Origin of the sequence: Shewanella sp. 38A_GOM-205m (assembly GCF_000518445.1) — a bacterium.
In the GTDB taxonomy this organism is placed as follows: domain Bacteria; phylum Pseudomonadota; class Gammaproteobacteria; order Enterobacterales; family Shewanellaceae; genus Shewanella; species Shewanella algae.
In genome coordinates this window covers 158599-181862 of record NZ_JADP01000004.1, presented here as the reverse complement: position 1 = coordinate 181862, position 23264 = coordinate 158599, and the positions used below count along the sequence as shown (strand labels likewise).

The window sequence follows — 23264 nt, the reverse complement described above, 5'->3', positions numbered from 1 at the left end:
AACAGGCATAAAAAAACACCGCCCGAAGGCGGTGTTTTTCTAGTAAAAGCCGGGATTAAGCTTCAGCAACAACAGTTACTTTAACTACCGCTTTTACTTCAGTGTGCAGCTGAACTTCAACTTCGAAGTCACCAGTAGTGCGCAGAGCGCCCAGTGGCAGACGTACTTCGGCTTTGGCCAGTTCAACGCCGGCAGCAGTTACTGCGTCAGCGATGTCACGGGTACCGATAGAACCGAACAGCTTGCCTTCGTCACCGGCTTTAGAAGCGATAACAACCGCTTCCAGAGCAGAGATCTGCTCTGCACGAGCAGTGGCAGCGGCCAGGTCGGCAGCCAGCTTGGCTTCCAGCTCAGCACGACGAGCTTCGAAAACTTTTACGTTCTCAGCGTTGGCAACAACAGCTTTGCCTTTTGGCAGCAGGTAGTTACGAGCGTAACCGGCCTTAACTGATACCTGGTCACCCAGGTTGCCCAGGTTTGCGATTTTATCAAGCAGAATAACGTTCATTATCAATTCCTCTAGCTAGAACAGTGCCGATTACTGATGCAGATCAGTGTATGGCAGCAGTGACAGATAACGAGCACGCTTGATAGCGCGAGCCAGTTGACGCTGATACTTGGCAGAAGTACCAGTGATACGGCTTGGAACAATCTTACCGCTTTCTGTGATGTAGTTTTTCAGAGTAGCGATATCTTTGTAATCGATCTCCGTAACACCTTCAGCAGTGAAACGGCAGAACTTACGACGACGGAAATAACGTGCCATTTGACAGTCTCCTAATTTTTCAATTCGACATTTTCGGCGTGTAACACCAGTCGGCTTTGGCCATTGCGACTCTGTTGTAGAGCCAGAAAACCACTGACTTGGATATCCACACCCGCTTTCAGCTTGTCTGCTACGCTCTTGAAGCGTTCACCACTCAATATCACTTGAAGTTGGCAGTAGACGTTTCTGGGCAAATCGGCCTCGAAACGCTGCGACCTGTGTTCCAATTGAAGTACCGTGTGAGGTATTCCAGCCGGGCTATCAAAGTGTCTGGACCGAATGACGGTACCGGACAACACCAAGTGATTGGTGGTCACAGAAAAACTTACTCAGCGCTTGCTTCAGCGTTTTCTTGGGTTTCTTCAGCAGCTTTTTCGCTAACGGCGCTGCGACGTGAATCGCGCTCGTCTTTAGCTTTGGCCATTGGAGATGCTTCAGTGATGGCAGCTTTAGTGCGCATCACCAGGCTACGCAGAACGGCGTCGTTGAAACGGAAAGCAGTTTCCAGCTCTTCAACAGACTCTGCAGTGGTCTCAACGTTCATCAGAACATAGTGAGCCTTGTGCAGATCCTGGATTGGGTAAGCCAGTTGGCGACGACCCCAGTCTTCCAAACGATGGATTTGACCGCCAGCTTCGGTGATAACACCTGTGTAGCGCTCAATCATACCTGGTACTTGTTCACTCTGATCAGGGTGAACCATAAATACGATTTCGTAATGACGCATTTAGTGCTCCTTACGGTTATCTAGCCTCGTTGTTGGCTCAGTCAGACCAAATTGAGGCAAGGAACGAAAATTAATGTGACTGAATTAGGCGCGAAATAGTACATAAAGGCTGCGGTAAACTCAAGCAATAACTTTGCCTCGGCCCCATGAGCAGGTATTATGTGACGCTAAATTTATGGCAGTCACAGCAAAAGACATAAGAATAATGACAAGATCCTCTGTATTGGCGTTATTGTTTGCGCTACCGACTTCGGCGTGGGCCTTGGTGCCGCCGGATTATCGCGAGCCTCCAAGCGACTTCACCGCTGAAATTGAGGCCGGCTTTCAGCTCAACACAGGTAACACAGACTCAAGCAGTTTCAACGGTCGTACCAAGTTGGTTTACGACACGGAAAACGCCAAGCAGGAAGGAACCCTCAAGGCCTATTTCGCCTCTGACTCTGAAAAAACCACTGCCGAAAAATACGATCTGCAGCTGCAGTCCAACTACAAACTCAACGGCGGCTATATCTTTGGCCGTGGTGAATTCATCTGGGACAAGTTCGGTTCCTACACAGAGATCTACACGGTTTCCAGCGGTTATGGTTTCGATGCCATCAGCACCCGCCGTACCAAGTTGAGTCTCGAAGTCGGCCCGGGTTACCGATACAACATGCCGATAGAAACTGACGCGGCGCCGGATCCTGTGGCCGAGAAAGATGTGATCCTACGGACCGCGGCCAAGTTTGAACAGAAGATCCACGAGTACACCAGTTTCACTGCCGACCTGACCGCCGAGGTGGGCGAAAATAACAATACTCTGGCACTGGACATGGGCTATAAAAACACCCTGTTTCAGGACTGGGCCTTCAAGATAGGCTTCAACGTCAAATATACAGAAGTGGTGCCGGAAGGCAGTAAGCAGACAGATACCATCACCACCTTCAACCTGCTCTATACCTTTCAGTAACTCCCGCGCTTGAAGAGCTCTTTCAACTAAAGAGCTCCAAGAAAACGCTCCAGGATTAACGCGGCGCGCTTTTCACCGCGCTCAAGCGCCTGCAAGTAAAGATAGATGGCGGTTTCATGCTGCTCCAACAGATGAAAGGCTGCGCCGTACTCAGAGTTGCTCTGGGCATCATCCGCCCACTTGGCATATTTTTGCTGGTAAGGTTCGACCCAGAGAAGCAGCGCCGCAAGCAGTTTATGCCAGGGAAGCTTAAGCCAACTGTCCACCTCTTTCTGCGCCTGCATGCGCACTTGCTCCAACAACGCCTCATCCAGACTCGTCAGCTCAGGCAGCAGTTTCAGCAAAGCCTTGGCAGTATATTGCTCCACCTTGAACAGTAGAGAAAACACGGCTTGGCTTTCTGTTAACTGGCTTTCAGTTAAGTGGATTTCTGTTAACTGACTTTCTGTTAACTGGCTCTCGGTTACCTGAGAATGATAATCCCGGCCGAGGCGCTCGAAGAACGCCATGCCATAGATTTCACCCAGATAGCCTTGTTGCAGTTGCATGAGATACGGGCCGGCACTGCTATACAGTTTATGGCCCGTATTCTCAAGAGAGGCTGCCATATTCGGCAGTTAGAGGCGCTGACGCACAGCTTCGAACAGGCAGATACCTGTTGCCACCGACACGTTCAGACTGGAGACACTACCCGCCATAGGAATAGAGATCAGGGTGTCGCAGCTTTCGCGGCTCAGGCGTCTCAGCCCCTTGCCTTCGGCGCCCATGGCAATGGCCAGAGCCCCCTTGAGGTCGGCCTGATACAGGGTGCTGTCGGCCTCGCCTGCAGTGCCGGCAATCCACACACCCCTTTCCTGCAAACGCTTCATGGTACGCGCCAGGTTGGTCACCTGAAACAGCGGTACTGTCTCGGCCGCGCCGCAAGCCACCTTGCTGACGGTCGGCGTCAGCCCCACTGAGTTGTCTTTGGGCACTATGACGCCGTGAACCCCGGCCGCATCGGCATTTCGCAGACAGGCCCCCAGATTGTGGGGATCTGTGACACCATCCAGGATCAACAAAAATGGCGAGTCCGTCTTGTCCAGCAAGGCTTCCAGATCGTTTTCGGTCAAGACCTTGGCCGGACGCACCCGGATGATGATCCCCTGATGCTGAGTACTTTCGGCCTTGTCATCCAGTGTCTTGCGGGACGCCTGCTGGGCGCGAATGCCCCACTGAGCCGCCATCTCCAACAAGGGCTTGACCCTGTCATCCTGACGACCACTGAGCAGCCACATTTCCAGCACCCGCTCCGGAGCGTGTTTCAGCAAAGACTCGACCGCGTGAATGCCAAACACCAGTTCCTGTTTTTTCATTTACTTCTTTCTCTTGACTCGTTTGGCTGCCTTGGGCTTTTTCGCCCCGGCGTTGCCGGCAGCCTTGGTTGATTTGCTCTTGGCGGATGCGCCTGTGGACTTAGACTTGGCGCTCCCTTTACCTGCCGGCTTCTGTGCCTTGGCCGAGCGGCGGGCTCCTTCAATATTGACCCTTTCCCGTGCGGTCAGCGGCTTACTCTTGCTGCGGCCTTTACGGCGCTGGCTGCGTCCCTCTTCGTCCACCATCAGCAAGTCAATCTGTCTGTCGTCCAGATTGACCGAGGCGACTTTAACCGTCACAGCATCGCCAATCTGGTAGATCTGCCCTGAGTGCTCACCTATCAGGCGCTGGCGCATAGGATCATACTGGAAGTAGTCGCTGCCCAGGGTGGAGATATGCACCAAGCCGTCGATAAACAGCTCATTGAGGCGCACAAACAGCCCGAAGCTGGTGACGGAAGCCACCACCGCATCGAAGGTGTCACCCACATGGTCCTGCATAAACTCACACTTAAGCCAGTCGGAGACGTCACGGGTGGCTTCATCGGCGCGGCGCTCGGTGTTGGAACACTCCTCGCCAAGCTGATCCAGCTCATCGAGCTGATAGTGATAGCCACCGTCCGGGGTCCACTTGTCGCTCGCTTCGCCACGCTCTTTGGCGAGCAGGTAACGGATCACCCTGTGCAACACCAAGTCAGGATAACGGCGAATCGGCGAAGTAAAGTGAGCATACTCCTCCAGCGCCAGACCAAAGTGGCCTTCATTGTCCGGTGTGTAAGTCGCCTGGCGCATGGAGCGCAGCAACATCACCTGAATGAGTTCGGCATCGGCGCGCCCCTGGACTTTTTCCATCAGAGCCTGGTAGTCACTGGGTTCAGGTTCGAGACCGCCACCCATGGAGAGCCCCCGCTCAGCCAGAAACTCCTTGAACTGAGTCAGCTTCTGCTCGGATGGCGCTTCGTGCACCCGATAGAGGACTTCACCCTTGTGCTTTTTGACAAACTTGGCCGCCGCCACGTTGGCGAGGATCATACACTCTTCGATGATCTTGTGCGCCTGGTTACGGGCTCTGGGCACTATCTTGTCTATCTTGCGCTGCTCATTGAAGATGAACTGGGTTTCCAGCGTCTCAAAGGCGATGGCGCCACGGTTGGCCCGCTGGCTATCGAGCGCCAGATACAGCTCCTGCAACACCTTGAGATGCGGCAGTAAAGGCTTATGCTCTTCCAGGCCTTCTTCGCCTTCCAGCATGGCCGCCACCTGGGTATAGGTGAAACGGGCGTGGGAATGCATCACCGCCGGATAGAACTTGTAGCCGGATAACTTACCCGACGCCGACACTGTCATCTCGGCCACCATACAGAGACGGTCAACTCCCGGGTTCAGGGAACACAGGCCGTTGGAGAGCTTTTCCGGCAACATGGGGATCACCTGTGACGGGAAGTACACAGAGTTGCCTCGAGCACGGGCTTCTTGATCCAGCGCCGATTGAGTACGCACATAATAGCTGACATCGGCAATGGCCACCCACAGGCGCCAACCGCCGCTGCGCTTGCGCTCGGCATAGACAGCATCGTCAAAGTCGCGAGCATCTTCACCGTCTATGGTGACCAAGGGCAGTTGCCGCAGGTCGACCCGACCTACCTTGTCCTCTTCCTGCACTTCATCGGATATTTTGCGCAGTTTCTTTTCGATGGCGGCAGACCAGGTATGGGGTAGATCATAGTTGCGCAGGGCAATTTCTATCTCCATGCCCGGCGCCATCTCTTTACCCAGCACCTCAACCACCTTACCGGCGGCTTTGACATAGCGCCCCGGCCTGCGGGTGAGTTCCACCACCACGACATCGCCCTGACGGGCGCCGTTGCGATCGGCGTTGTCTATCAATATTTCCTGGGTAATCCGCTTATCATCGGCAATAACAAAGGCCATGCCGCAATCGACATGGAAACGCCCCACCAAGGCGGCGGTTCGCTCGGCGACCAAGCGCACTATGCGAGCTTCGCGGCGCCCCTTGCGATCGACGCCGGCCTTTTGCGCCAACACCTTGTCGCCATGGAAGTATCTGAGCATGTCACCATGGTTGATAAACAGGTCATCACCGCCTTCATCGGGACGGAAGAAGCCATAGCCATCTCTGTGGCCCAGTACAGTACCCTGGATCAAGTCCATCCGCTCCGGCAGGCCATAACACTGGCCACGGGTAAATACCAGCTGACCATCGCGCTCCATGGCACGCAGCCGACGCCGCAGCGCCTCGAGTTGTTCTTCGTCGGAGATGTTGAGGGCCGTGGCGATCCGCTCACGATTCAGGGGAGAGGTCTGCGAGCGCAGATATTCCAATATAAATTCCCGGCTGGGGATGGGGTTGTCGTACTTATCTTGTTCTCGCTCAAAATGAGGATCTTTTATCATTCAATTTCCAATTTTTTCGTTGTCGCATCCAGTGCGACAAGCTAATTAACGGCTTTGCAGATGTTCCTCTTTGGCCTTCTCCACCTGACTGGCGGGCATTTTAGCCGCTAACAGCTGCAATAATCTTTTGGCGTCTTGCTGGGTCTGTTCATCGCTGAACACCTGGTTGTAGAGCCAGTGATACCCCAAGACATAATCCCTTGGGCTGCCATAACCCTTGGCAAACAGTTCGACCAGCATCATTCTGGCCGGCAGGTCACCGTTGGCGGCAGCGGGTAACAGGTACTGCACCGAACGTTCTTTGTCCTGCAGTACAAACTTGCCATCTTTATAATACTCGGCAATGCGCACCATGGCTTCGGCACTGCCCTGCTCGGCGGCATCCCTGAGCAGCGATATTCCTCTGGGCGGATTGGCCTTGACGCAGATGCCGAAATTAAGCATCTCACCCCAGAGGTACTGGTACAACGGCTGCTTGAGCACTTCGGCGCGCGCCTCAATATCCTGCACCAGCTGACAGTCATCGGCTTTGACCCGGGTCAGGTATTGCTTGCTGCGAATAAGCTCCAGCAGTTCTTCCTGGCTGTAGATATCCACGGCCTTGGTTTCTTCGGCCAACACATTGGCACTGGTTACTAACAAGAGTAATAGGGCTATACGCAACATAAGCTGTCCTGATGACAAATAGACTGTCTTTTCATCGGCAGTATAACCCAATTCTTAAGGGCAAACAGTGTAAGCCCCATAAACGAAAAAGGCCGCTTAGGCGGCCTTTTTACTTAACTGAATGGATTCACCAGAATCATGGTCTCATTCCGGTCAGGCCCGGTTGATATGATATCGACAGGTGTTTCCAGCAGTTCTTCAATCCGCTTGATATAGTTGATTGCTGCCTGCGGCAGTTGCTCCAGAGAAGTGGCACCAAAGGTGTTTTCACTCCAGCCTGGCATAGTCTCATACACAGGAGTAACGTGCTCGTAGCCTTCGGCCGCCAGCGGAGTCACATTGGACACAGTACCGTCTGGGTGCTGATAGCCTACGCAGAGCTTCACTTCTTTCAAGCCGTCCAAAACGTCGAGCTTGGTCAGGCAGAAACCACTGATGCTGTTGATCTGAACCGCGCGGCGCATAGCCACTATGTCCAACCAACCCGGACGACGCTTACGACCGGTTGTCGCACCAAATTCCTGGCCCTTGGTACCCAGGTGATCACCGATTTCACATTCCAGTTCAGTCGGGAATGGGCCGGCACCCACACGGGTGGTATAAGCCTTGATGATACCGCAGACATAGTCCAGGTGACGTGGGCCGAATCCTGAACCTGTTGCCACACCACCTGCGGTAGTGTTGGAAGAGGTTACAAATGGATAAGTACCGTGGTCGATATCCAGCAAGGTGCCCTGAGCGCCTTCAAACAGTATGTTGTCGCCATTCTTGCGGGCTTGATCCAGCAATTCGGTGACATCCACACACAGACCTTTCAGGTAGTCTGCCAGTGCCAGCGCGTCATCCAGAGTCTTCTGGTAATCAACAGCTTCGCACTTATAGTATTCGGTCAGCATAAAGTTGTGATAGGCCATCACTTCTTTCAGCTTCTCGGCAAACAGTTCTGGATTGAAGAGATCCCCTACGCGCAGACCGCGACGGGAAATTTTATCTTCATAAGCCGGGCCGATGCCGCGTCCTGTAGTACCGATAGCCTTGTTGCCACGCGCTTTTTCGCGAGCAATATCCAGCGCACAGTGGAAAGGAAGGATCAGAGGACAAGCTTCAGAGATCAGCAGGCGTTCCTCTACCGGAATACCTTTCTCTTTCAGCATGCCGATCTCTTTCATCAGAGCATCGGGCGCCAAAACCACGCCGTTGCCGATAATGCACTTGACGTTATCGCGCAGAATGCCTGAGGGGATCAGATGAAGAACGGTTTTTTCACCATCGATAACCAGAGTATGACCAGCGTTGTGGCCACCTTGGTAACGGACTACGAATTTTGCCTGTTCGGTCAGAAGGTCGACAATCTTACCTTTTCCCTCGTCACCCCATTGAGTGCCGAGAACAACTACATTTTTGCCCATTGTTTGCTGCAAGGTTGCGGTTAAAGCAGGATTCTAACAGATATTGGCATGGAAGGGGCAAGTATTTATGAAAAAATAATCAATATGACAATTCCTGCAACAACCAGGACGCCGCCCAGGCGTTGCATGATAACTGTCGGTTGGGAAGCCACTTCCAACAGGTAACGACGCCAGCGGTTGGGGAATAATAAGGGCCCCACCCCTTCCAGGATCAATACCAAACCCAAGGCCATCAACAGTAGTTGCCAACTCATGTTTCACCCCCATTTAAACCTGCTACAACAACCCTGAGTATACAGGGCTGCCAGGGATAAATCTCAGCCATAAAAAAACCCAGCGTATGCTGGGTTTTTGGTATCTCGAAAGCGATATTAACGCTTGGAGAACTGTGGCTTACGACGTGCTTTACGCAGACCAACTTTCTTACGCTCAACCTTACGAGCATCGCGGGTTACATAACCAGCAGAACGTAAAGTAGGACGCAGAGCTTCGTCCAGCTCCATCAGAGCACGGGTGATACCGTGACGGATAGCGCCGGCTTGGCCAGTGATACCACCACCCTTAACAGTTACATAGATGTCCAGCTTTTCAGTCATTTCAACCAGCTCAAGCGGTTGACGAACAACCATACGAGCGGTTTCACGACCAAAGTAAACATCCAGAGGACGTTGGTTAACAACGATGTTGCCACTACCTGCTTTAGCGAATACGCGAGCAGTTGAAGTTTTGCGACGGCCAGTGCCGTAGTACTGAGTTGCAGCCATTTGCTTAATCCCGTTTAGATATCAAGAACTTGAGGTTGTTGTGCAGCGTGGTTGTGCTCTGCGCCAGCGTAAACTTTCAGCTTACGGAACATGGCACGACCCAGAGGGCCTTTTGGCAACATACCCTTGACTGCTTTCTCGATGATCATTTCTGGCTTGTGAGCTTGCAGCTTCTCGAAGCTGATTTGCTTGATGCCACCTGGGAAGCCTGAGTGCGAGTAGTACGTCTTGCCTGCAGCCTTGTTACCGGTCACAGTTACTTTCTCGGCGTTGATCACGATGATGTAGTCACCGGTATCTACGTGAGGAGTGTACTCAGCCTTGTGCTTGCCACGCAGACGCAGAGCGATTTCAGTGGCGATACGACCCAGGGTCTTACCTTCGGCATCAACAACGTACCAGTCACGAGCTACAGTTTCTGGCTTAGCAGTAAAAGTCTTCATTATTACAAAAACCCAAAGTTAAATTCTGTCACATGCTACCTGCGGATGCAGATAACACAAAAATGCCTTTCTATGCCCCTTCGAGCAAAGAATCTGGCTTTTAAATCCGCCCAATCGGCGGAGTAACGTGGGCAGGTGGCGGATTATAGACAAAGCTGAACTAAAAATCACCTGCTTTTTGAGATCCCGCCGTAAAAGACGATCTTTTTCAAGTCGTTACCGCTTTAGCACCATCGACGCCTTGGTCACCGCGCTCATTCGGTTGGATTGTCGGCAACAAAACAGGGGCAATCATCCCCTATGGCAGGTGCTCCAAAGCCAGGTAATCCCGGGACTGCATCTCAATCAGACGGGAGCGGCAGCGACGAAATTCAAAACTCAGTTGCCCATCTGTGTAAATCTGCTCGAGCGGTACCTCGGCCGAGATGATAAGTTTCACATGCCGCTCGTAGAACTCATCCACCAGCGCCAGAAACCGGCGGGCGATATCATCCCCTGTCTGCTGGGCGCCCATCTGTTCCAGGCCACTGAGCAACACTGTGTGAAACAGCTGCGCCAATTCCATATAGTCCCGCTGACTGCGCGGCCCATCACACAGCGCGCGGAAGTCGGCCAGCAAAACACCCTGGGCCTGCTTACGGATCACTATGCTGCGCCCATCTATCTCCAGCGGCGTTTCAGAGACTTCAGACTCAGGCGCCAGTTGGGTGAAATAGCGTTGCAGATTGCACTCGGCGGTTTCATCCAGCGGGTGATGGTAGATCTCGGCCTGTTCCAGGGTCCGCAGTCTATAGTCAATTCCAGAATCGACATTCAGCACTTGGCAATTGGCCTTGATTTCGGCGATGGCTGGTAAAAATCTGGCCCGCTGCAAACCATTCTTGTAGAGGTCGTCCGGCACTATGTTGGAAGTGGCCACCAAGACCACGCCCTCCTTGAATAGGGCCTCGAACAGCGTGCCCAGTAACATGGCATCCGTGATGTCTGAAACAAAGAACTCATCAAAGCAGATCACCCGATATTGCTGCGCCATCTGTCTGGCTATAACCAACAGTGGGTCCCGGGTTCCCTTGAGCTCGTCCAGTTCCCGATGAATTCTGTGCATAAAGCGATGGAAATGCGCTCTCAGTTTCTGCTCACCCGGCAGGGCATCGAAAAAGGTGTCCATAAGATAGGTCTTGCCGCGCCCAACACCGCCCCAGAGGTAAAGCCCCTGAACCTTGCTGTTTTTTTCCCGGCTGAACCAATTGCGCCATCCGGACTTTTGCGGCCTTTGTAGCTCATCATAAACACGCTGTAATGCCTTTACCGCTTGCTCCTGCGCCGGGTCATGACTGAAATCTTCACGGGTGAGATCTTGTTGGTAATGCTGCCAGGGGGTTAACTGCGACACTTGAATTCTTCTCTTTTAACCTTAATTTGATGGGTACCTAACCCAACTCACGCAACAGAGTTGGGGCGGCAAATGGTATCATGAGACCCACGCTCGGGGTATATTTTGCCAGGTATCCCTATGGGGTCGAGCAAGAGCATAAGACACAAAGACAAACTTAAGGAGTCGATATGGAATGGCCACTGGTGTTTGCGGCTTTCATTCTGGGGTTGATACTGGGTTATATCGGCAAGACCTTGGTCAGCCGGGGGCTCGGCAAGAGCAATAAAGGGGCTGCCATAGAGCGCAGCAAGATGGAATTGAGCCAACACAAGCAGGAGGTCAGCGATCATCTGGCCGAACAAAGGGCACTGCTGGGACAACTGACAGAACAGATCAATCGCCTCAATCAGCATTGGAATCAGGGCAGCCAAAGATTGGCCAAAGAGGAGCAACTGGCCCCTTTGCCAGCTATGCTGACCAGTGTGCCTGACACGGAAGAAAAGCCAGAGACTGCGTCCCCTGTCAGCGTGCAATAAAAATTAATCTTTGTTAATGAATGATGAACTTTTTAAACAGGATTAAAGTCGGATTAATTACCGGACGCTCGTAAGAGCCTTTATGATTCAGCCACCTCGGTGGCAAACAGTACATGGTTATTTGATCCCGTATTAGGAGCAATGCATAGATGAAGACCAAGTTATCTCTTGTTTCCGTCGCCCTCCTAGGGGCCACCCTGACACTGGCCCCTGTAGTCTCCCAGGCCGCGCTGCCACAAGCCGTAGACGGCCAAACCATGCCGAGTCTGGCACCCATGTTGGAGCAAACCACACCTGCGGTTGTCTCTGTCGCCGTTTCCGGCACTCAGGTTTCCCGCCAACGGGTACCGGATATATTCCGCTACTTCTTTGGCCCCAACGCCCCTCAGGAGCAAGTACAGGAGCGACCGTTTCGCGGTTTGGGATCCGGTGTCATCATAGATGCCGATAAGGGCTATATAGTCACCAACAACCATGTAATCGATGGCGCCGATGATATTCAGGTAGGGCTGCACGACGGCCGCGAAATCAAGGCCAAGTTGATAGGCAAAGATAAAGATGCCGATATCGCCCTGCTGCAGATTGAGGCCGACAACCTCACGGCAGTCAAGTCTGCCGACTCGGATGACTTGAGGGTTGGCGACTTTGCCGTGGCCATAGGTAACCCCTTCGGTCTTGGGCAAACAGTGACTTCAGGTATTGTCAGCGCTCTGGGGCGTACAGGCCTTGGCATAGAGATGCTGGAAAACTTCATTCAAACCGATGCCGCCATTAACAGTGGTAACTCAGGCGGCGCTTTGGTTAACCTGCGCGGCGAGCTTATCGGTATCAATACCGCCATTGTGGCTCCCGGCGGCGGTAACGTAGGTATCGGCTTCGCGATACCTGCCAACATGGTTCATAGCCTGGTGGATCAGATTATTGAACACGGCGAAGTCCGCCGCGGCGTTCTGGGGGTCATGGGTCGGGATCTGGACAATGAACTGGCTCAAGGCTTCGGTCTCAAGACCCAACACGGTGGCTTTGTCAGCGAAGTAATGGAAGGCAGTGCCGCCGATAAGGCGGGCATCAAGGCAGGCGATATTATCGTCAGCATTAATGGCCGCAAGATCAAGAGCTTCCAGGAATTGAGAGCCAAGATTGGCACCATGGGTGCCGGCACCAAGCTAGAGCTTGGCCTGATACGTGATGGTGATGACAAGACAGTCAAAGTCACTCTGGGTGAAGCCAGCCAAGTGAAAGAAACTGCGGCCGGCGCCGTTCATCCTATGTTGGCCGGTGCCACTCTGGAGAACAGCAAGAAAGGTATCGAGATCACCGATATCGCCCAGAATTCTCCAGCGGCCATGAGTGGCTTGCAAAAAGGTGACTTGATTGTTGGGGTCAACCGTACCAAGACCGCCACTCTCAAAGCGCTGAAAGAGGAGCTCAAAGAGCAACAAGGCGCGGTGGCACTGAAGATAGTCAGGGGCAATAGCAGCCTGTATCTGATCCTCAGAGGTTGACAGCCATCCTGAAAAAGCGGGGTTCTCCCCGCTTTTTTTATTTCCGGCGCCCAATTCAGGGCAAAATTGACTTCCCGGGCCTTGACTATTGTTCGCAAGAGCAAGAAACATGCTAATCTAACGAGCCTTTTTTAATATTCAGCAATATCATCACAATGAAAGAAACCCTGATCTATATCTGCAAAGCAGTGGTCTTTGGCCTGGTAATGGCAGCAGTCTTTCTGCTGGTCAGCCGTTTTATGGGCGAAGGCAATCTTGGTGGTAACCTGTTGCAGTTCAGGGGAAACAGTGGTGCAGAGCTGTCCTTTGCCAAAGCGGTACGCCGCGCCGCGCCGGCGGTGGTGAACATCTATAGCCTGAGTATCAACCAGAGCCGGCCTCTGAATGGCGGTTCTCTGCAGGGCTTGGGCTCAGGCGTCATCATGAGCAAGGAAGGCTACATTCTCACCAACTATCATGTGGTCAAGAAGGCCGATGAGATTGTGGTGGCATTGCAGGATGGCAGAAAATTCGGTGCAGAGGTAGTCGGTCAGGATCCTGAAACTGACCTGGCTGTGCTGGAGATCCAGGGGGATAACCTACCAGTCGTACCGGTTAACCTCGACAGCCCACCTCAAGTGGGCGATGTGGTGCTTGCCATAGGTAACCCCTATAACCTGGGGCAAACCATTACCCAGGGGATCATCAGTGCCACAGGTCGTAACGGCCTGAGCACAGGCTACCTGGACTTTCTGCAAACCGATGCCGCCATCAATGCCGGTAACTCGGGTGGTGCCCTGATAGACACCCATGGCGGCCTGATAGGCATCAACACTGCCGCCTTCCAGATAGGCGGTGAAGGGGGTGGCCATGGCATCAACTTCGCCATTCCCATCAAGCTAGCCTACGCTGTCATGGGCAAACTGATCAAGGACGGCCGGGTTATTCGCGGGGCTCTGGGGATCTCGGGTGAAGACGTCAGCCCGGTTGTGGCGCAAATACTTAACTTGCCGGATCTTCGCGGCGTAGTGGTAACCGGCATAGAACCCAATGGCCCGGCAGCACTGGCCGGTCTGAGGCCCAGAGATGTGATCACTCAGTATCAGGGGGAAGAGGTTACCCGCATCTATATGCTGATGGACAGGATTGCCGAGACCACACCTGGTACCAAGGTCACACTGCAGGTGATCCGCGCCGGTAAACAGATAGAGCTCCCGGTCGTTATTGGCGAGAAGCCGGTCGACTACAACTGAAAATAAATCTGCCGGCAAAACTGGCAGAGACAAAAACACCGGGCCAAGAACCCGGTGTTTTTATTGGTAACAGGACTTAGTCCTGCTCTTCGTCGTCTTCATCTTCCAGCTCGTCACCTATGTAATAGGTGCCCCAGCCGTCATAGTCAACCTTATGCTTGACCGCCAGCTGCAGCAACTGCTCACAGGCCTTATCCAGAAGTTCGGCTTCCAGTTGGTGGTAGGCAATGGCGTCAAAACAGAAAATCAAACTACCATCATCCAGTTCCACCTCTTCGGCATCGTTAACCTCAAAGCCCAATTTAAAGGCATCGACTGCGGCCTTTTCCAGGCGGTCAAAGTTAGTGGACGAAAAATGGTGCTCTATGGTGTATTCAGCATCGGCCTCAGAACCGTCATCCAGCAAGGACTGAATAATGTCACGGTTTTCCTGCTTCTGTGCCTGCAACAGACGTTCAATGGACATGCTTGTCTCCGAAAAAATAGGTCAGAGGGTATTATACGATATCCGCGGGCACAGTTTTACCCATAAGTGCTGCCGCCTCGGCATTGAGTTGTTTCAGTTTGCTGGCCATGGTGGCATGGACCTTATCGGACAACTCTTTAACATTGGCCTTGCTTAGGCCTTTGGTCGCCACCGGCTCCATCATCTCAATGATCACCACGCCATTGTTCCAGCGGTTGAGCTTGATATGGCACTGATTGGAAGCCAGTACCGGTACCATAGGCACTCCGGCGGCTATGGCGGTATGAAATGCCCCAGCCTTGAAGGGCAGCAAGCCGCGACCGCGACTGCGGGTGCCTTCAGGAAATATCCATACAGAGAGGCATTTCTCTTTGATCTTACGCGCCGTCTCGGCCATGGTTTCAAAGGCGCGGGTACGGTTTTTACGGTCGATGAGAATATTACCCGAAAGCCAATAAAGCTGACCAAACAGCGGCATCCACAACAGGCTCTTCTTTCCCAGGCTGACAGTGCCTTTGGGAACCGCTGCTGTGTGGGTAAACATATCGAAATTATTTTGATGGTTCGCCAGAAAGATACAGGGCTCACCCGGGTTGGTTTTGCCTGCACGCACTATGACTTTAACACCCAGTATAGGCGCTACCGCCGAAAACAGTCGGGCAAACAGGTGTACATTGTCTCTGTGTCTTGGACGCAAGATGCAAAAAATGCCACCAAAAACAAAGGCCAGCAATAAGAGTACCGCCAGCAGCAGAGAACGGACTATCAACAGCATAAATTTACTCCACTTATGCAACGGCGGACAGTATAGCTACAGGCCTGCTGTGGCTCAATCTTTTGTTTACATCTGTGCGCTGATTTTTAACAGCATAAAAAAATGCGGCCACTGGGGCCGCATTCAATCTCGCCAGTCTCAGCGGCGGCCGCTGAAGCCAAGCAGCACACGGAACAGCAGAGCGCTCAGTGCCAGAGTTGCCACTATCGCGGCCCCACTAGGCAGGTCATAACTCGCCGAGGCCCACAGACCGGCGACATAACCCAATACCCCGACCAGATAGGCCCAGCCAAGTGCGAAACGGCCGCTGTATTTATTCAGCGCCAGTGCCGGCAGAATCAAGGTGCTAAACACCAGATAGACACCCACCAGCTCCACCGACAGGGTTATCACCAGGGCAAACAGGGGATAAAACACGGCGCCATTGAGCAAAGACGGGCGCCACAGCAATAGCCCCAACACCAGAGCATAAACCAGTGCCGGCAAGATCAGTTGTGGCCAGTTGACCCAAAGGATCTGCCCCGACATCAGTTGCTTGAGCAGCTCGGCACCATGGGGGTCGTTGGAGAGCAGCAACATGGCAGCCACAGCAGCCAACACGTAGAAGCAGCCGATCATGGCCTCCAGCTCAGAGGCCATCTTACGTGACAACCAGGCTATGACTCCGGCCCCGGCCAGGGCAAACAATGCCGGCATCCATACATGAGAATAAGGAATATCCTCCAGATCATGGTTAAGATGCGCCACTATCGCCCCCAGAGCCGCCACTTGGGCAATCGCCAGATCGATAAAGATGATCCCGCGCTTCAACACCTGACGCCCCAATACCACATGGGTTGAGAGTACCAGCAGGCCGGCCGCAAAGGCCGGCAAGAGTATGCTGAACAGTCCGCTGTCCATAATCAATTCACGCTCTTGAGCAGCGAGATGGCGCTGTCATACAGGCTGAAAAGATCCTGACTCTGGGCGTTACCACCGACCGACATGGGCAATACCAATACAGGCAACTTGGCTCTTTCACCCAACCAGTTGGCGCCACGTTCATCCTGATAGGATGCCACTACCACGGCACTGACATCCCCTTGCCCTGCCCGCTCAAGCAGCGAAGCCAAGTGTGAACTGCTGGGGGGCAACCCGGGCTTGGGCTCGAGATCCGCGACCTGAGAAACTCCCAACCAGTTGAACAGATAGCGGAAACTGGTGTGATAGGCGATAACCTTCTTGCCCTTGAGTGATGCCGCTTCGGCTTCCCACTTGGGAATAGCCTGCTGCCAACGCTCGCTGAATGCCTTGAGCGCAGCCTCGTAATCGGCTTTTCCTTGAGGGTCCAGGGCCACCAGCTTGGCGCTCAGCGCCTTGGCGATATCCAGCATCCGATACGGGTCAAAGTGCAGATGCGGATTCCCCTTGGCGTGCACATCCCCCATGCTGCGGTCGACCGAATCCAGCTTATCCAGGGTCTCAACCTGATCGGCTGCAAAAAACAGCCCCTGATCCGTAGAGCGCACCTTGGCGTTGGAAGATTTCATCTGCAGCATAGGCAACCAACCGATTTCCAGATCCGCACCGGCGCAGACCGCCAGATCAGCCTGGCGCATCTTGGCGATTAAACTGGGCCGAGCCTGCACCTGGTGAGGATCCTGCAAGGCGGTTGTGGCCGAATAGATGTCCGCATCCGGCGCCAAGCTCTTGGCCAACGCGGCATATTCAGGTTCACAGGCAAAAATATTCAGGCTGGCCTGAGCCTGCCAACTGGCCACCAGAGTCAAAGCGGCCGTGGCCAGGCCGACAAATTTAGAATTGATGCGCACCGTGGGCCCCCAGAGTCATAACGTATTGCAGAGTGATAACATTGTCGTCTTCGATACCGTCGAAATTAGTGCCACGCTGATTGGTGTACTGCAGTCTTACGGTAGAGAAGTGGCTGTGATGCCAAGCCAGGCTAACTTCGGTTTCTTTCAGCTTCTGACCGTGGAAATGATCGTCGTGGGCCTGCTGGGTATCCAGCTCGCCGTAGCGGATCCCGGTAGACCAGCTGGGGCTCCATTGGTAGACACCGCTCAGATACCAGCCCTGATGGTAATCTTTCGGCTCTGCATGGGCGTGTTCATCCTCGTGATGCTCATGCTCGGCCTCGGCAACGAAATCTGCCACCCGGAAATATTCACCACTCACAGTCAGATGCTGATACTTGTAGTTGCCGTTGGGTGCCCACTTATAAACAAAGTCGGCAATATAGGTGTTTTCACCCGTATAAGAGGCACCATGGCTGTGACCTTCATGGTCGTGGCCGTGATCATGCTCCTCTTCCTCACCTGCGTGCTCTTCAAAAGGGGTCATGCGGCCATTTTCATTGCGCAGATATGACAGCCCCAACTGCCAGGAACTGTCTGTCCCTATATCGCCACCTATCTTGGTGTAAGCGGTATAAACACCCACATCCTTGAACTCGCGCTCGCCGTGTTCATCCTCGGCACGCATCTTGTCGCCCTTGAAAGCTTCCAGACCCATTACCCAGTAAAGGTCTGTCGGCGCCACATAGTTCAAGCGGATACCATCATCAAAGTAGTGATTGCCCAGGAAGGCACGGTAAGCCGCCGGTCTGTCGGTAAAGGCGTCTGTGTGAGGATGTTGGTTATTGAGATAGCCCACATCAGACAGGAAACGTCCGGCGCGCACCGCAAACCCTGCCGGCATCGCCAAGGTCTGAATAAAAGCCTCTTCCAGATTCACTTCGGTATCACCATCATGGTTTTCTATGGTGGTGGTGAGTTTGCCGTAAAACATATCGTCAATATTGGCGCTGAGCGCCAGTTCGGTTTCCCCCAGACCAAAACCTTCCTGGCGCTCGGCCATGGGACGATCCGCCGTTTGATAATAGCCATCCAAAACCGCACTGATCGCCGGATTGGTCAGCGTAGGGTCCTGGGCCATTGCACAGGTGGAAACCAAGCCACAGGCCAAGGCCAGAGGCGAAATACGAGTTGAAAAAACAGTCATTTTAGCTCCTGAAATACAGCAGTCATCGCACCGCAATTCCATGCGGTCGATAGCAAAATTTAAATAGATGTCTCTTTAAATTCAGGCTGTTACAGGTGGAGCACGACTGTTAAACAGGCGAACGTGGGTCGCCTGCCAGGAAGGAGCCGTAAAACTGACTCTGATATAGGATTGTTTGACAGCATCCAGATGCAGCCCGGTGCCGGGCATGAGCTTGTTCAGCTGATGCTGATGGAAACAGAGGGTACAGTGGGTCTTGTGACCCTCTTCGAGATGGGAAATGCTGTGGGCCGATGCAGCCACAGACAAGAGCACCAGTATGGCGGCAAGCCATATGGCAATAGTGCTTCTTGTACGAACAGCGATATCCAAACCTAACATCCCCCAGATAGATCCGGCGCTAGTGTAAGCCAGCCTACCCCGAGGTTGCAACAAGGTTAACAAGGCGAAGCTGAAACTAAAAGTTACAAGATATGTAACGGTGCCAAGGTTTCGGCGCTAATTACAGCTTACAGGCCTGGCTGAGATTAAGTTCTGCTTAAGCTCTGCCGGTTAAAGTTTACCCTATACTCTTTGTGCTCGCGCGGGCCCGCCCATGGGAGCAGCCTAACCAAAGGAAAAGCTATGTTGGCATTTCTCAAAAATAACCTGGGGATTATCCTGTTTGCCATTCTGTTTTGCGGCGCCATTTTGGGCGGCATCTATTACGTAGAAACCTCCCTGGCTAATCAGGTACAGGTGGTAGACTGAGCCCTCAGCGATACTTCTGCCGCTGCGCCGAATCATCCTCTTCAACTTTAACCGGCGCTTCAACCGTGTGCAGATGATCCATCAGGTGGCTGATCAGCAAGACGATCAGCCCAAGGATTGCGACAGGTATCCCGAAGTGTCTGGTCTCTGGAACCAACCAGGCACAGATAGCCGCAGCCGCCCCCAGATAAAAACCCACCAGTTTCAATTTCAATAACCAAGGCGTCTTCCCAAGCCAGGCTTCACAATGAGGACACTGGATCTGCGCGGAAAAGCCTCTGCCCCGCTGCCGGGCTATCTGAGAAACATTAAAGGTTTTATTGCAATTGGAACATAGCACTCGAGCGTTCTCCGGCGAGCTCAACAAAGGGGCGCTATTCTAGCAAAGCTGGCGTCCGCCTTATATCTCCCATGAGTGAAAAACCACAAATCCGCGAGCTTTTTGGGCGTCATGGGACATTTCGTGTCATATTTATTGACTCCAACACTTCAAAAATACAGATAAAAATCGGACAAAAACATGGTTAGAACTCTCTTGCTCGTGTTGTGTTTATCTCTTTCCTGGCAATCTTTCGCATCTGAACCCGAACCGCTCGCTACCGAGCAACTCACTTTGATGCAGCAAACCATAAGACAAAATATTCAACAGCTTCGCAGTGCCAAGGGCGAACTCAAGGCGGTGACTGAGTTTAGGATCAAGGCGCTGACTCTGGCGCAAAGAAATAAACTCAAAGAGAGCATAGATGCCATTGGCGACAAGAGCGCAGAACAGAATGCCAAGGTGAATGTTTTGCCGCATCTGCAAGCGCAGCGGCAACTCCTGCAGGAGATGGTGCAATATCTCGACAAGGAGATAATGTCGCTGCAGGGTAAGCTCGGCAAAGGGGAAGATCAACAGCTGATGCTTGAGATCTCCCGCCGTAGCCTGGAAAAGGATGAAATTCAAAAAGGCTTGCTGGAACTGCTCAACTGGTCAGAACAACTGGGACAGGATGTCAGCCAGGCGAAAGAATCACTCAAGCAACGTCTTATCGTCAGAGCCGAGTTGCTCGAAAGTCTGGTGAGCTACAACCAGCAGCAGTTGGGCGTGCAAATGGCCGAAAATGCGCTGGCGGGCAAAGATGTCAGCAGCGAGCAGAGCAAGACCTTGACCCTGCTGAAAGAGCGGTTGGAAAACAACAGCAGCAGCCTGAGTGCAGTGATAGGCATGCTGGATAAGTTGGATGTGGATACCAGCGATCTGAAAAAGACCCTGTTTGCCATTTCCGGAGATATCACCCAGGACGTCCTCAATATCGATATCGTCTCCAGTCTGGCCGGACAATGGTTTGATATCGCCAAGGCGCAGTTGATTGAAGGTGGGCCGGATATACTGTTCAAGATATTTATCTTCTTGTTTATCTTGCTACTTACCGTCTTGCTGGCCAAATTAACCAAGCGAATCGTCGCCAAGGCGGTCAGTAACTCCAAACTCAAGTTCAGCAAGCTGCTGCAAGACTTCTTCACCTCGCTTTCCGGCAAGATTATTTTCACCCTGGGACTGCTGATAGCCTTGTCACAGCTTGGATTCGAACTCGGCCCATTGCTTGCCGGTTTCGGTATTGCCGGGGTAATTATCGGTTTTGCGCTGCAGGATACCCTGTCCAACTTCGCCTCAGGGATGATGATCCTTATCTATCGTCCCTTCGATGTGGGAGATCTGATCCATGCCGCCGGAGTCACAGGCAGAGTCAGCCATATGAGCCTGGTATCTACCACTATCAAGACCCTGGACAACCAGCGGCTGATCATTCCCAACAACAAAATTTGGGGCGATACCATCAACAATATCACCGCCGAGCATCACAGACGGGTAGATATGACCTTCGGCATCAGCTACAGCGATAATATTGAACAGGCCGAAGCCGTGCTGGAGCAACTGGTGCAAGAGCATCCCAAAGTGCTTAAGCACCCTGAGCCTACGGTTAAACTGCACCTCTTGGGCGAATCCTCGGTGGACTTTGTGGTGCGCCCCTGGGTCAGGCCGGAAGACTATTGGGAAGTTTACTGGGACATCACCCGGGCGGTGAAGATGCGTTTCGACGAGGAAGGGATCAGCATTCCATTCCCGCAGCGGGACGTACACTTCTATCGCGGTTAAATCGGCGCGGCAGTATCCAATACAACCAAGGGCGCATCTGCGCCCTTGGCTGTTATCGAGTTAAAGCCCTATCACTTCACCCTGCTCATTGATATCGATATGCAGGTAGCCTGGGTTCAAACCCAGCCCAGGCATTGTCATCACCTTGCCCACCAAAGCGGTGACAAAACCGGCTCCGGCGTTAAGCCTAAGCTCAGTGATAGGCAGGGTGAAACCGCTTGGCGCCCCCTTGAGTTTGGGATCGTGGCTGATAGACATAGGCGTCTTGGCCATACACACAGGCAGCTTGTCTGCGCCAAGACGCCGGATCTCGGCCAGTTGCTCACGGGCCTTGGCCGACAACTCAACCCCGGCCGCACCATAACCAAGCTCGGCCAGGGTTGCCAGACTGGCCTCGAGTCCAAGCGAAGGGTCATAGAGAGGCTTGAAGCCATCGCCCTTGCCTATGGCCGCCAATACCGACTCGGCCAGCGCCTTGGCGCCATCGGCACCTAGGGCAAAGGCCTCACTGAGTTCACAAGCATCAGCGCCCTCGGCAAGGCAGGCCTGCCTCAGCCACTCAAGCTCCTGCTCGGTATCTTCGGGAAAACGGTTGACAGCCACCACCACAGGTGTGCCGTAGCGGCGCACATTGGCCAGGTGCCAGGCCAGGTTGGCAAAGCCCTGCTCCAGTGCCTGTTGGTTAGGCTGGCTTACTGCCTCCCCCTTGAGCCCGGCATTACTCTTAAGCGCTCTCAAGGTCGCCACCAAGACGGTGCAATCCGGCTGACGCCCGGAAATCGGCGCCTTGATATTGCAGAACTTCTCAAAGCCCATATCCGAGCCAAAGCCGCCTTCAGTGACCACATAGTCGCTGAGTTTCAGCGCCATTTCGTCGGCAATGATAGAGGAGTTGCCATGGGCGATATTGGCAAAAGGCCCGGTGTGGATAAGACAAGGGGCGCCGTTGAGGGTCTGCATCAGTGTCGGCTCCAGCGCCTGACGCAAAATGGCGCACATGGCACCGGCAACCCCGAGCCGCTCGGCTGTGATGGCCTGTCCGGAGGTATCGAGTGCCAGCAACACCTGGCCGACACGGCGGCGCATATCGGCAAGATCGCGACTCAGGGCCAAAATGGCCATCAGCTCCGAGGCGGCGGTGATATCAAAGCCAGACTCATGCTCAGGGCCATTGTTATTTCCCAGCCCTACCTGAATTTGCCGCAGGCTGCGATCATTATGATCCATCACCCTGTGCCAAAAGAGCTTTTCCGGATCGATATTGAGCGCATCCAAGCCACTGCGACGGCTGAACTCTGCCGCCCCGAGGCGCTGCTCGTGATGCAGCCTGGCATCCAGCGCGGCGGCGGCCAGGTTGTGGGCGCTGGTAATGGCGTGAATGTCCCCGGTAAGATGCAAATTCAGTTCTTCCATCGGCACTATCTGGGCATAACCACCGCCGGCAGCCCCACCCTTGACGCCAAAGACCGGCCCCATACTGGGCTGGCGCAAACAGGCGCAGACCTTGTGCTCGAGCGCATGCAGGGCCTGGGTCAAACCTATGCTGGTCACCGTCTTGCCTTCACCGTGTGACGTAGGCGTTATCGCAGTCACCAGAATCAGCTTACCGGGCAGATAGTCATAGACCCGTTCGAGCAACGACAGCGGGATTTTTGCCTTGTGGTCGCCGTAACAGCTGAATTCACCGGGACGCAACCCCAGCTCAGTAGCAATATGCTCAATGGGACGCCTCGGCGTCATTCTAGAGATCTCTATGTCCTTCAACATTCAGTAAAACTCCCACAAGGGCCAAAGCAAATAGATCAAAGGACCCGCATACTAGGCCATTCCGGCTTCAAGCTAAAGTTGGAGCCCTCTTTATTCAGCAATACCTTAATCTGGGTCAAGAAATCTCTGGCCGGAATTGGCCGAAAAACAGTTTCCGAACGGAGGGAAAATAGCGAACGCAGGAATAATGGAGCCAAACAGGGGCCAAGGCGGGAAACCTAGGC

27 protein-coding genes are annotated in these 23264 nt (G+C 53.4%); 6 read left to right on the top strand and 21 right to left on the bottom strand.

Going from position 1 to position 23264, the window contains the following annotated elements; translation table 11 throughout:
- Positions 1 to 55: 55 nt before the first annotated feature.
- Genes rplI through rpsF form a run of 4 tightly spaced genes read right to left on the bottom strand, consistent with a single transcriptional unit; the run spans position 56 to position 1493 of the window.
- Positions 56 to 508 (bottom strand): 50S ribosomal protein L9, encoded by a 453-nt coding sequence (rplI, locus tag N512_RS0105385; protein WP_025009345.1) that lies wholly within the window; start codon positions 506 to 508, stop codon positions 56 to 58.
- 30 nt (positions 509 to 538) lie between these two features.
- A complete protein-coding gene (rpsR, locus tag N512_RS0105380) occupies positions 539 to 766 on the bottom strand; it encodes a 30S ribosomal protein S18 (RefSeq protein ID WP_025009344.1) in 228 nt (75 codons plus the stop codon).
- Positions 767 to 777: 11 nt separating this feature from the next.
- On the bottom strand, positions 778 to 1083 hold the full coding sequence (gene priB, locus N512_RS0105375) for a primosomal replication protein N (protein WP_028779665.1): 306 nt from the start codon (positions 1081 to 1083) through the stop codon (positions 778 to 780).
- 8 nt (positions 1084 to 1091) lie between these two features.
- Complete coding sequence (gene rpsF, locus N512_RS0105370) at positions 1092 to 1493, bottom strand: 30S ribosomal protein S6 (protein ID WP_025009342.1); 402 nt, start codon at positions 1491 to 1493, stop codon at positions 1092 to 1094.
- A 205-nt stretch (positions 1494 to 1698) separates the two neighbouring features.
- Here rpsF and N512_RS0105365 point away from each other — a divergent pair, with 205 nt between their 5' ends.
- A complete protein-coding gene (locus tag N512_RS0105365; RefSeq protein WP_025886868.1) occupies positions 1699 to 2442 on the top strand; it encodes a DUF481 domain-containing protein in 744 nt (247 codons plus the stop codon).
- Between the two features lie 26 nt (positions 2443 to 2468).
- Here N512_RS0105365 and N512_RS24505 read toward each other — a convergent pair whose 3' ends face one another.
- The 9 genes from N512_RS24505 to zapE all read right to left on the bottom strand — a co-directional run bounded on the left by N512_RS24505 (position 2469) and on the right by zapE (position 10887).
- Positions 2469 to 2990, bottom strand: coding sequence for a hypothetical protein (locus N512_RS24505; RefSeq protein WP_197021432.1), 522 nt, complete (start codon positions 2988 to 2990; stop codon positions 2469 to 2471).
- 69 nt (positions 2991 to 3059) lie between these two features.
- Positions 3060 to 3797, bottom strand: a complete 738-nt coding sequence (gene rlmB / locus N512_RS0105355; RefSeq protein WP_025886866.1) for a 23S rRNA (guanosine(2251)-2'-O)-methyltransferase RlmB — start codon at positions 3795 to 3797, stop codon at positions 3060 to 3062.
- Positions 3798 to 6212, bottom strand: a complete 2415-nt coding sequence (gene rnr / locus N512_RS0105350; protein WP_028779664.1) for a ribonuclease R — start codon at positions 6210 to 6212, stop codon at positions 3798 to 3800. It lies immediately after the preceding gene.
- Positions 6213 to 6257: 45 nt separating this feature from the next.
- A complete protein-coding gene (locus N512_RS0105345; protein ID WP_037474261.1) occupies positions 6258 to 6878 on the bottom strand; it encodes a tetratricopeptide repeat protein in 621 nt (206 codons plus the stop codon).
- Between the two features lie 113 nt (positions 6879 to 6991).
- The gene (locus N512_RS0105340) at positions 6992 to 8287 is read right to left on the bottom strand and encodes an adenylosuccinate synthase (protein ID WP_028779662.1); all 1296 of its coding nucleotides are present in this window, start codon (positions 8285 to 8287) and stop codon (positions 6992 to 6994) included.
- A 65-nt stretch (positions 8288 to 8352) separates the two neighbouring features.
- The gene (locus tag N512_RS0105335) at positions 8353 to 8541 is read right to left on the bottom strand and encodes a DUF2065 domain-containing protein (protein ID WP_028779661.1); all 189 of its coding nucleotides are present in this window, start codon (positions 8539 to 8541) and stop codon (positions 8353 to 8355) included.
- Between the two features lie 117 nt (positions 8542 to 8658).
- The gene (rpsI, locus tag N512_RS0105330) at positions 8659 to 9051 is read right to left on the bottom strand and encodes a 30S ribosomal protein S9 (protein ID WP_025009335.1); all 393 of its coding nucleotides are present in this window, start codon (positions 9049 to 9051) and stop codon (positions 8659 to 8661) included.
- 14 nt (positions 9052 to 9065) lie between these two features.
- Positions 9066 to 9494 carry a 50S ribosomal protein L13 gene (gene rplM, locus N512_RS0105325; protein ID WP_025009334.1) on the bottom strand — a complete coding sequence of 143 codons (429 nt, stop codon included), beginning with the start codon at positions 9492 to 9494 and terminating at the stop codon, positions 9066 to 9068.
- A gap of 298 nt (positions 9495 to 9792) precedes the next feature.
- Positions 9793 to 10887, bottom strand: a complete 1095-nt coding sequence (gene zapE, locus N512_RS0105320) for a cell division protein ZapE (protein WP_028779660.1) — start codon at positions 10885 to 10887, stop codon at positions 9793 to 9795.
- Between the two features lie 170 nt (positions 10888 to 11057).
- Between zapE and N512_RS22325 the strand changes: the two genes are divergently transcribed.
- From N512_RS22325 to degS, 3 genes are all read left to right on the top strand, one after another.
- Positions 11058 to 11405 carry a ZapG family protein gene (locus N512_RS22325; protein WP_051472671.1) on the top strand — a complete coding sequence of 116 codons (348 nt, stop codon included), beginning with the start codon at positions 11058 to 11060 and terminating at the stop codon, positions 11403 to 11405.
- Positions 11406 to 11554: 149 nt separating this feature from the next.
- Positions 11555 to 12910 carry a Do family serine endopeptidase DegQ gene (gene degQ, locus N512_RS0105310; protein WP_028779659.1) on the top strand — a complete coding sequence of 452 codons (1356 nt, stop codon included), beginning with the start codon at positions 11555 to 11557 and terminating at the stop codon, positions 12908 to 12910.
- A 149-nt stretch (positions 12911 to 13059) separates the two neighbouring features.
- The gene (gene degS, locus N512_RS0105305) at positions 13060 to 14142 is read left to right on the top strand and encodes an outer membrane-stress sensor serine endopeptidase DegS (protein WP_028779658.1); all 1083 of its coding nucleotides are present in this window, start codon (positions 13060 to 13062) and stop codon (positions 14140 to 14142) included.
- A gap of 76 nt (positions 14143 to 14218) precedes the next feature.
- On the opposite strand, the gene rraB is transcribed toward degS, so the two are convergent.
- The 6 genes from rraB to N512_RS0105275 all read right to left on the bottom strand — a co-directional run bounded on the left by rraB (position 14219) and on the right by N512_RS0105275 (position 18764).
- Positions 14219 to 14608 (bottom strand): ribonuclease E inhibitor RraB, encoded by a 390-nt coding sequence (rraB, locus tag N512_RS0105300; RefSeq protein ID WP_025009331.1) that lies wholly within the window; start codon positions 14606 to 14608, stop codon positions 14219 to 14221.
- Positions 14609 to 14639: 31 nt separating this feature from the next.
- Positions 14640 to 15383 (bottom strand): 1-acylglycerol-3-phosphate O-acyltransferase, encoded by a 744-nt coding sequence (locus tag N512_RS0105295; RefSeq protein WP_025009330.1) that lies wholly within the window; start codon positions 15381 to 15383, stop codon positions 14640 to 14642.
- Positions 15384 to 15521: 138 nt separating this feature from the next.
- On the bottom strand, positions 15522 to 16283 hold the full coding sequence (locus N512_RS0105290; protein ID WP_093982046.1) for a metal ABC transporter permease: 762 nt from the start codon (positions 16281 to 16283) through the stop codon (positions 15522 to 15524).
- Positions 16284 to 16285: 2 nt separating this feature from the next.
- A complete protein-coding gene (locus N512_RS0105285) occupies positions 16286 to 17194 on the bottom strand; it encodes a metal ABC transporter solute-binding protein, Zn/Mn family (RefSeq protein ID WP_025009328.1) in 909 nt (302 codons plus the stop codon).
- Entirely contained in the window at positions 17178 to 18383 is a 1206-nt protein-coding gene (locus tag N512_RS0105280; RefSeq protein ID WP_025009327.1) for a hypothetical protein, read from the bottom strand. The genes N512_RS0105285 and N512_RS0105280 overlap by 17 nt, the downstream gene beginning before the upstream one ends.
- A gap of 81 nt (positions 18384 to 18464) precedes the next feature.
- Positions 18465 to 18764, bottom strand: a complete 300-nt coding sequence (locus N512_RS0105275; RefSeq protein WP_044733628.1) for a hypothetical protein — start codon at positions 18762 to 18764, stop codon at positions 18465 to 18467.
- Positions 18765 to 19007: 243 nt separating this feature from the next.
- On the opposite strand from N512_RS0105275, the gene N512_RS24760 reads away from it, so the two are divergent.
- Positions 19008 to 19133, top strand: coding sequence for a hypothetical protein (locus N512_RS24760; protein WP_037436329.1), 126 nt, complete (start codon positions 19008 to 19010; stop codon positions 19131 to 19133).
- Between the two features lie 4 nt (positions 19134 to 19137).
- Here N512_RS24760 and N512_RS0105265 read toward each other — a convergent pair whose 3' ends face one another.
- On the bottom strand, positions 19138 to 19473 hold the full coding sequence (locus tag N512_RS0105265; protein ID WP_028779656.1) for a hypothetical protein: 336 nt from the start codon (positions 19471 to 19473) through the stop codon (positions 19138 to 19140).
- Between the two features lie 180 nt (positions 19474 to 19653).
- Here N512_RS0105265 and N512_RS0105260 point away from each other — a divergent pair, with 180 nt between their 5' ends.
- On the top strand, positions 19654 to 21273 hold the full coding sequence (locus N512_RS0105260; RefSeq protein ID WP_028779655.1) for a mechanosensitive ion channel family protein: 1620 nt from the start codon (positions 19654 to 19656) through the stop codon (positions 21271 to 21273).
- Between the two features lie 60 nt (positions 21274 to 21333).
- Here N512_RS0105260 and N512_RS0105255 read toward each other — a convergent pair whose 3' ends face one another.
- A complete protein-coding gene (locus N512_RS0105255) occupies positions 21334 to 23040 on the bottom strand; it encodes a formate--tetrahydrofolate ligase (protein WP_028779654.1) in 1707 nt (568 codons plus the stop codon).
- Positions 23041 to 23264: the final 224 nt, after the last annotated feature.

Bases quoted from the DNA above. Each gene is read 5' to 3' on its own strand.
- N512_RS24505 (WP_197021432.1), bottom strand. From the start codon at position 2,990: ATGCAACTGCAACAAGGCTATCTGGGTGAAATCTATGGCATGGCGTTC.
- N512_RS0105290 (WP_093982046.1), bottom strand. From the start codon at position 16,283: ATGGACAGCGGACTGTTCAGCATACTCTTGCCGGCCTTTGCGGCCGGC.
- rplM (WP_025009334.1), bottom strand. From the start codon at position 9,494: ATGAAGACTTTTACTGCTAAGCCAGAAACTGTAGCTCGTGACTGGTAC.
- rpsF (WP_025009342.1), bottom strand. From the start codon at position 1,493: ATGCGTCATTACGAAATCGTATTTATGGTTCACCCTGATCAGAGTGAA.
- N512_RS0105275 (WP_044733628.1), bottom strand. From the start codon at position 18,764: ATGTTAGGTTTGGATATCGCTGTTCGTACAAGAAGCACTATTGCCATA.
- degQ (WP_028779659.1), top strand. From the start codon at position 11,555: ATGAAGACCAAGTTATCTCTTGTTTCCGTCGCCCTCCTAGGGGCCACC.
- N512_RS22325 (WP_051472671.1), top strand. From the start codon at position 11,058: ATGGAATGGCCACTGGTGTTTGCGGCTTTCATTCTGGGGTTGATACTG.
- rplI (WP_025009345.1), bottom strand. From the start codon at position 508: ATGAACGTTATTCTGCTTGATAAAATCGCAAACCTGGGCAACCTGGGT.
- N512_RS0105365 (WP_025886868.1), top strand. From the start codon at position 1,699: ATGACAAGATCCTCTGTATTGGCGTTATTGTTTGCGCTACCGACTTCG.
- rpsR (WP_025009344.1), bottom strand. From the start codon at position 766: ATGGCACGTTATTTCCGTCGTCGTAAGTTCTGCCGTTTCACTGCTGAA.
- rraB (WP_025009331.1), bottom strand. From the start codon at position 14,608: ATGTCCATTGAACGTCTGTTGCAGGCACAGAAGCAGGAAAACCGTGAC.
- N512_RS0105255 (WP_028779654.1), bottom strand. From the start codon at position 23,040: ATGTTGAAGGACATAGAGATCTCTAGAATGACGCCGAGGCGTCCCATT.
- N512_RS0105340 (WP_028779662.1), bottom strand. From the start codon at position 8,287: ATGGGCAAAAATGTAGTTGTTCTCGGCACTCAATGGGGTGACGAGGGA.
- N512_RS0105260 (WP_028779655.1), top strand. From the start codon at position 19,654: ATGGTTAGAACTCTCTTGCTCGTGTTGTGTTTATCTCTTTCCTGGCAA.
- rpsI (WP_025009335.1), bottom strand. From the start codon at position 9,051: ATGGCTGCAACTCAGTACTACGGCACTGGCCGTCGCAAAACTTCAACT.
- N512_RS0105335 (WP_028779661.1), bottom strand. From the start codon at position 8,541: ATGAGTTGGCAACTACTGTTGATGGCCTTGGGTTTGGTATTGATCCTG.
- N512_RS0105345 (WP_037474261.1), bottom strand. From the start codon at position 6,878: ATGTTGCGTATAGCCCTATTACTCTTGTTAGTAACCAGTGCCAATGTG.
- rlmB (WP_025886866.1), bottom strand. From the start codon at position 3,797: ATGAAAAAACAGGAACTGGTGTTTGGCATTCACGCGGTCGAGTCTTTG.
- N512_RS24760 (WP_037436329.1), top strand. From the start codon at position 19,008: ATGTTGGCATTTCTCAAAAATAACCTGGGGATTATCCTGTTTGCCATT.
- rnr (WP_028779664.1), bottom strand. From the start codon at position 6,212: ATGATAAAAGATCCTCATTTTGAGCGAGAACAAGATAAGTACGACAAC.
- N512_RS0105295 (WP_025009330.1), bottom strand. From the start codon at position 15,383: ATGCTGTTGATAGTCCGTTCTCTGCTGCTGGCGGTACTCTTATTGCTG.
- N512_RS0105280 (WP_025009327.1), bottom strand. From the start codon at position 18,383: ATGACTGTTTTTTCAACTCGTATTTCGCCTCTGGCCTTGGCCTGTGGC.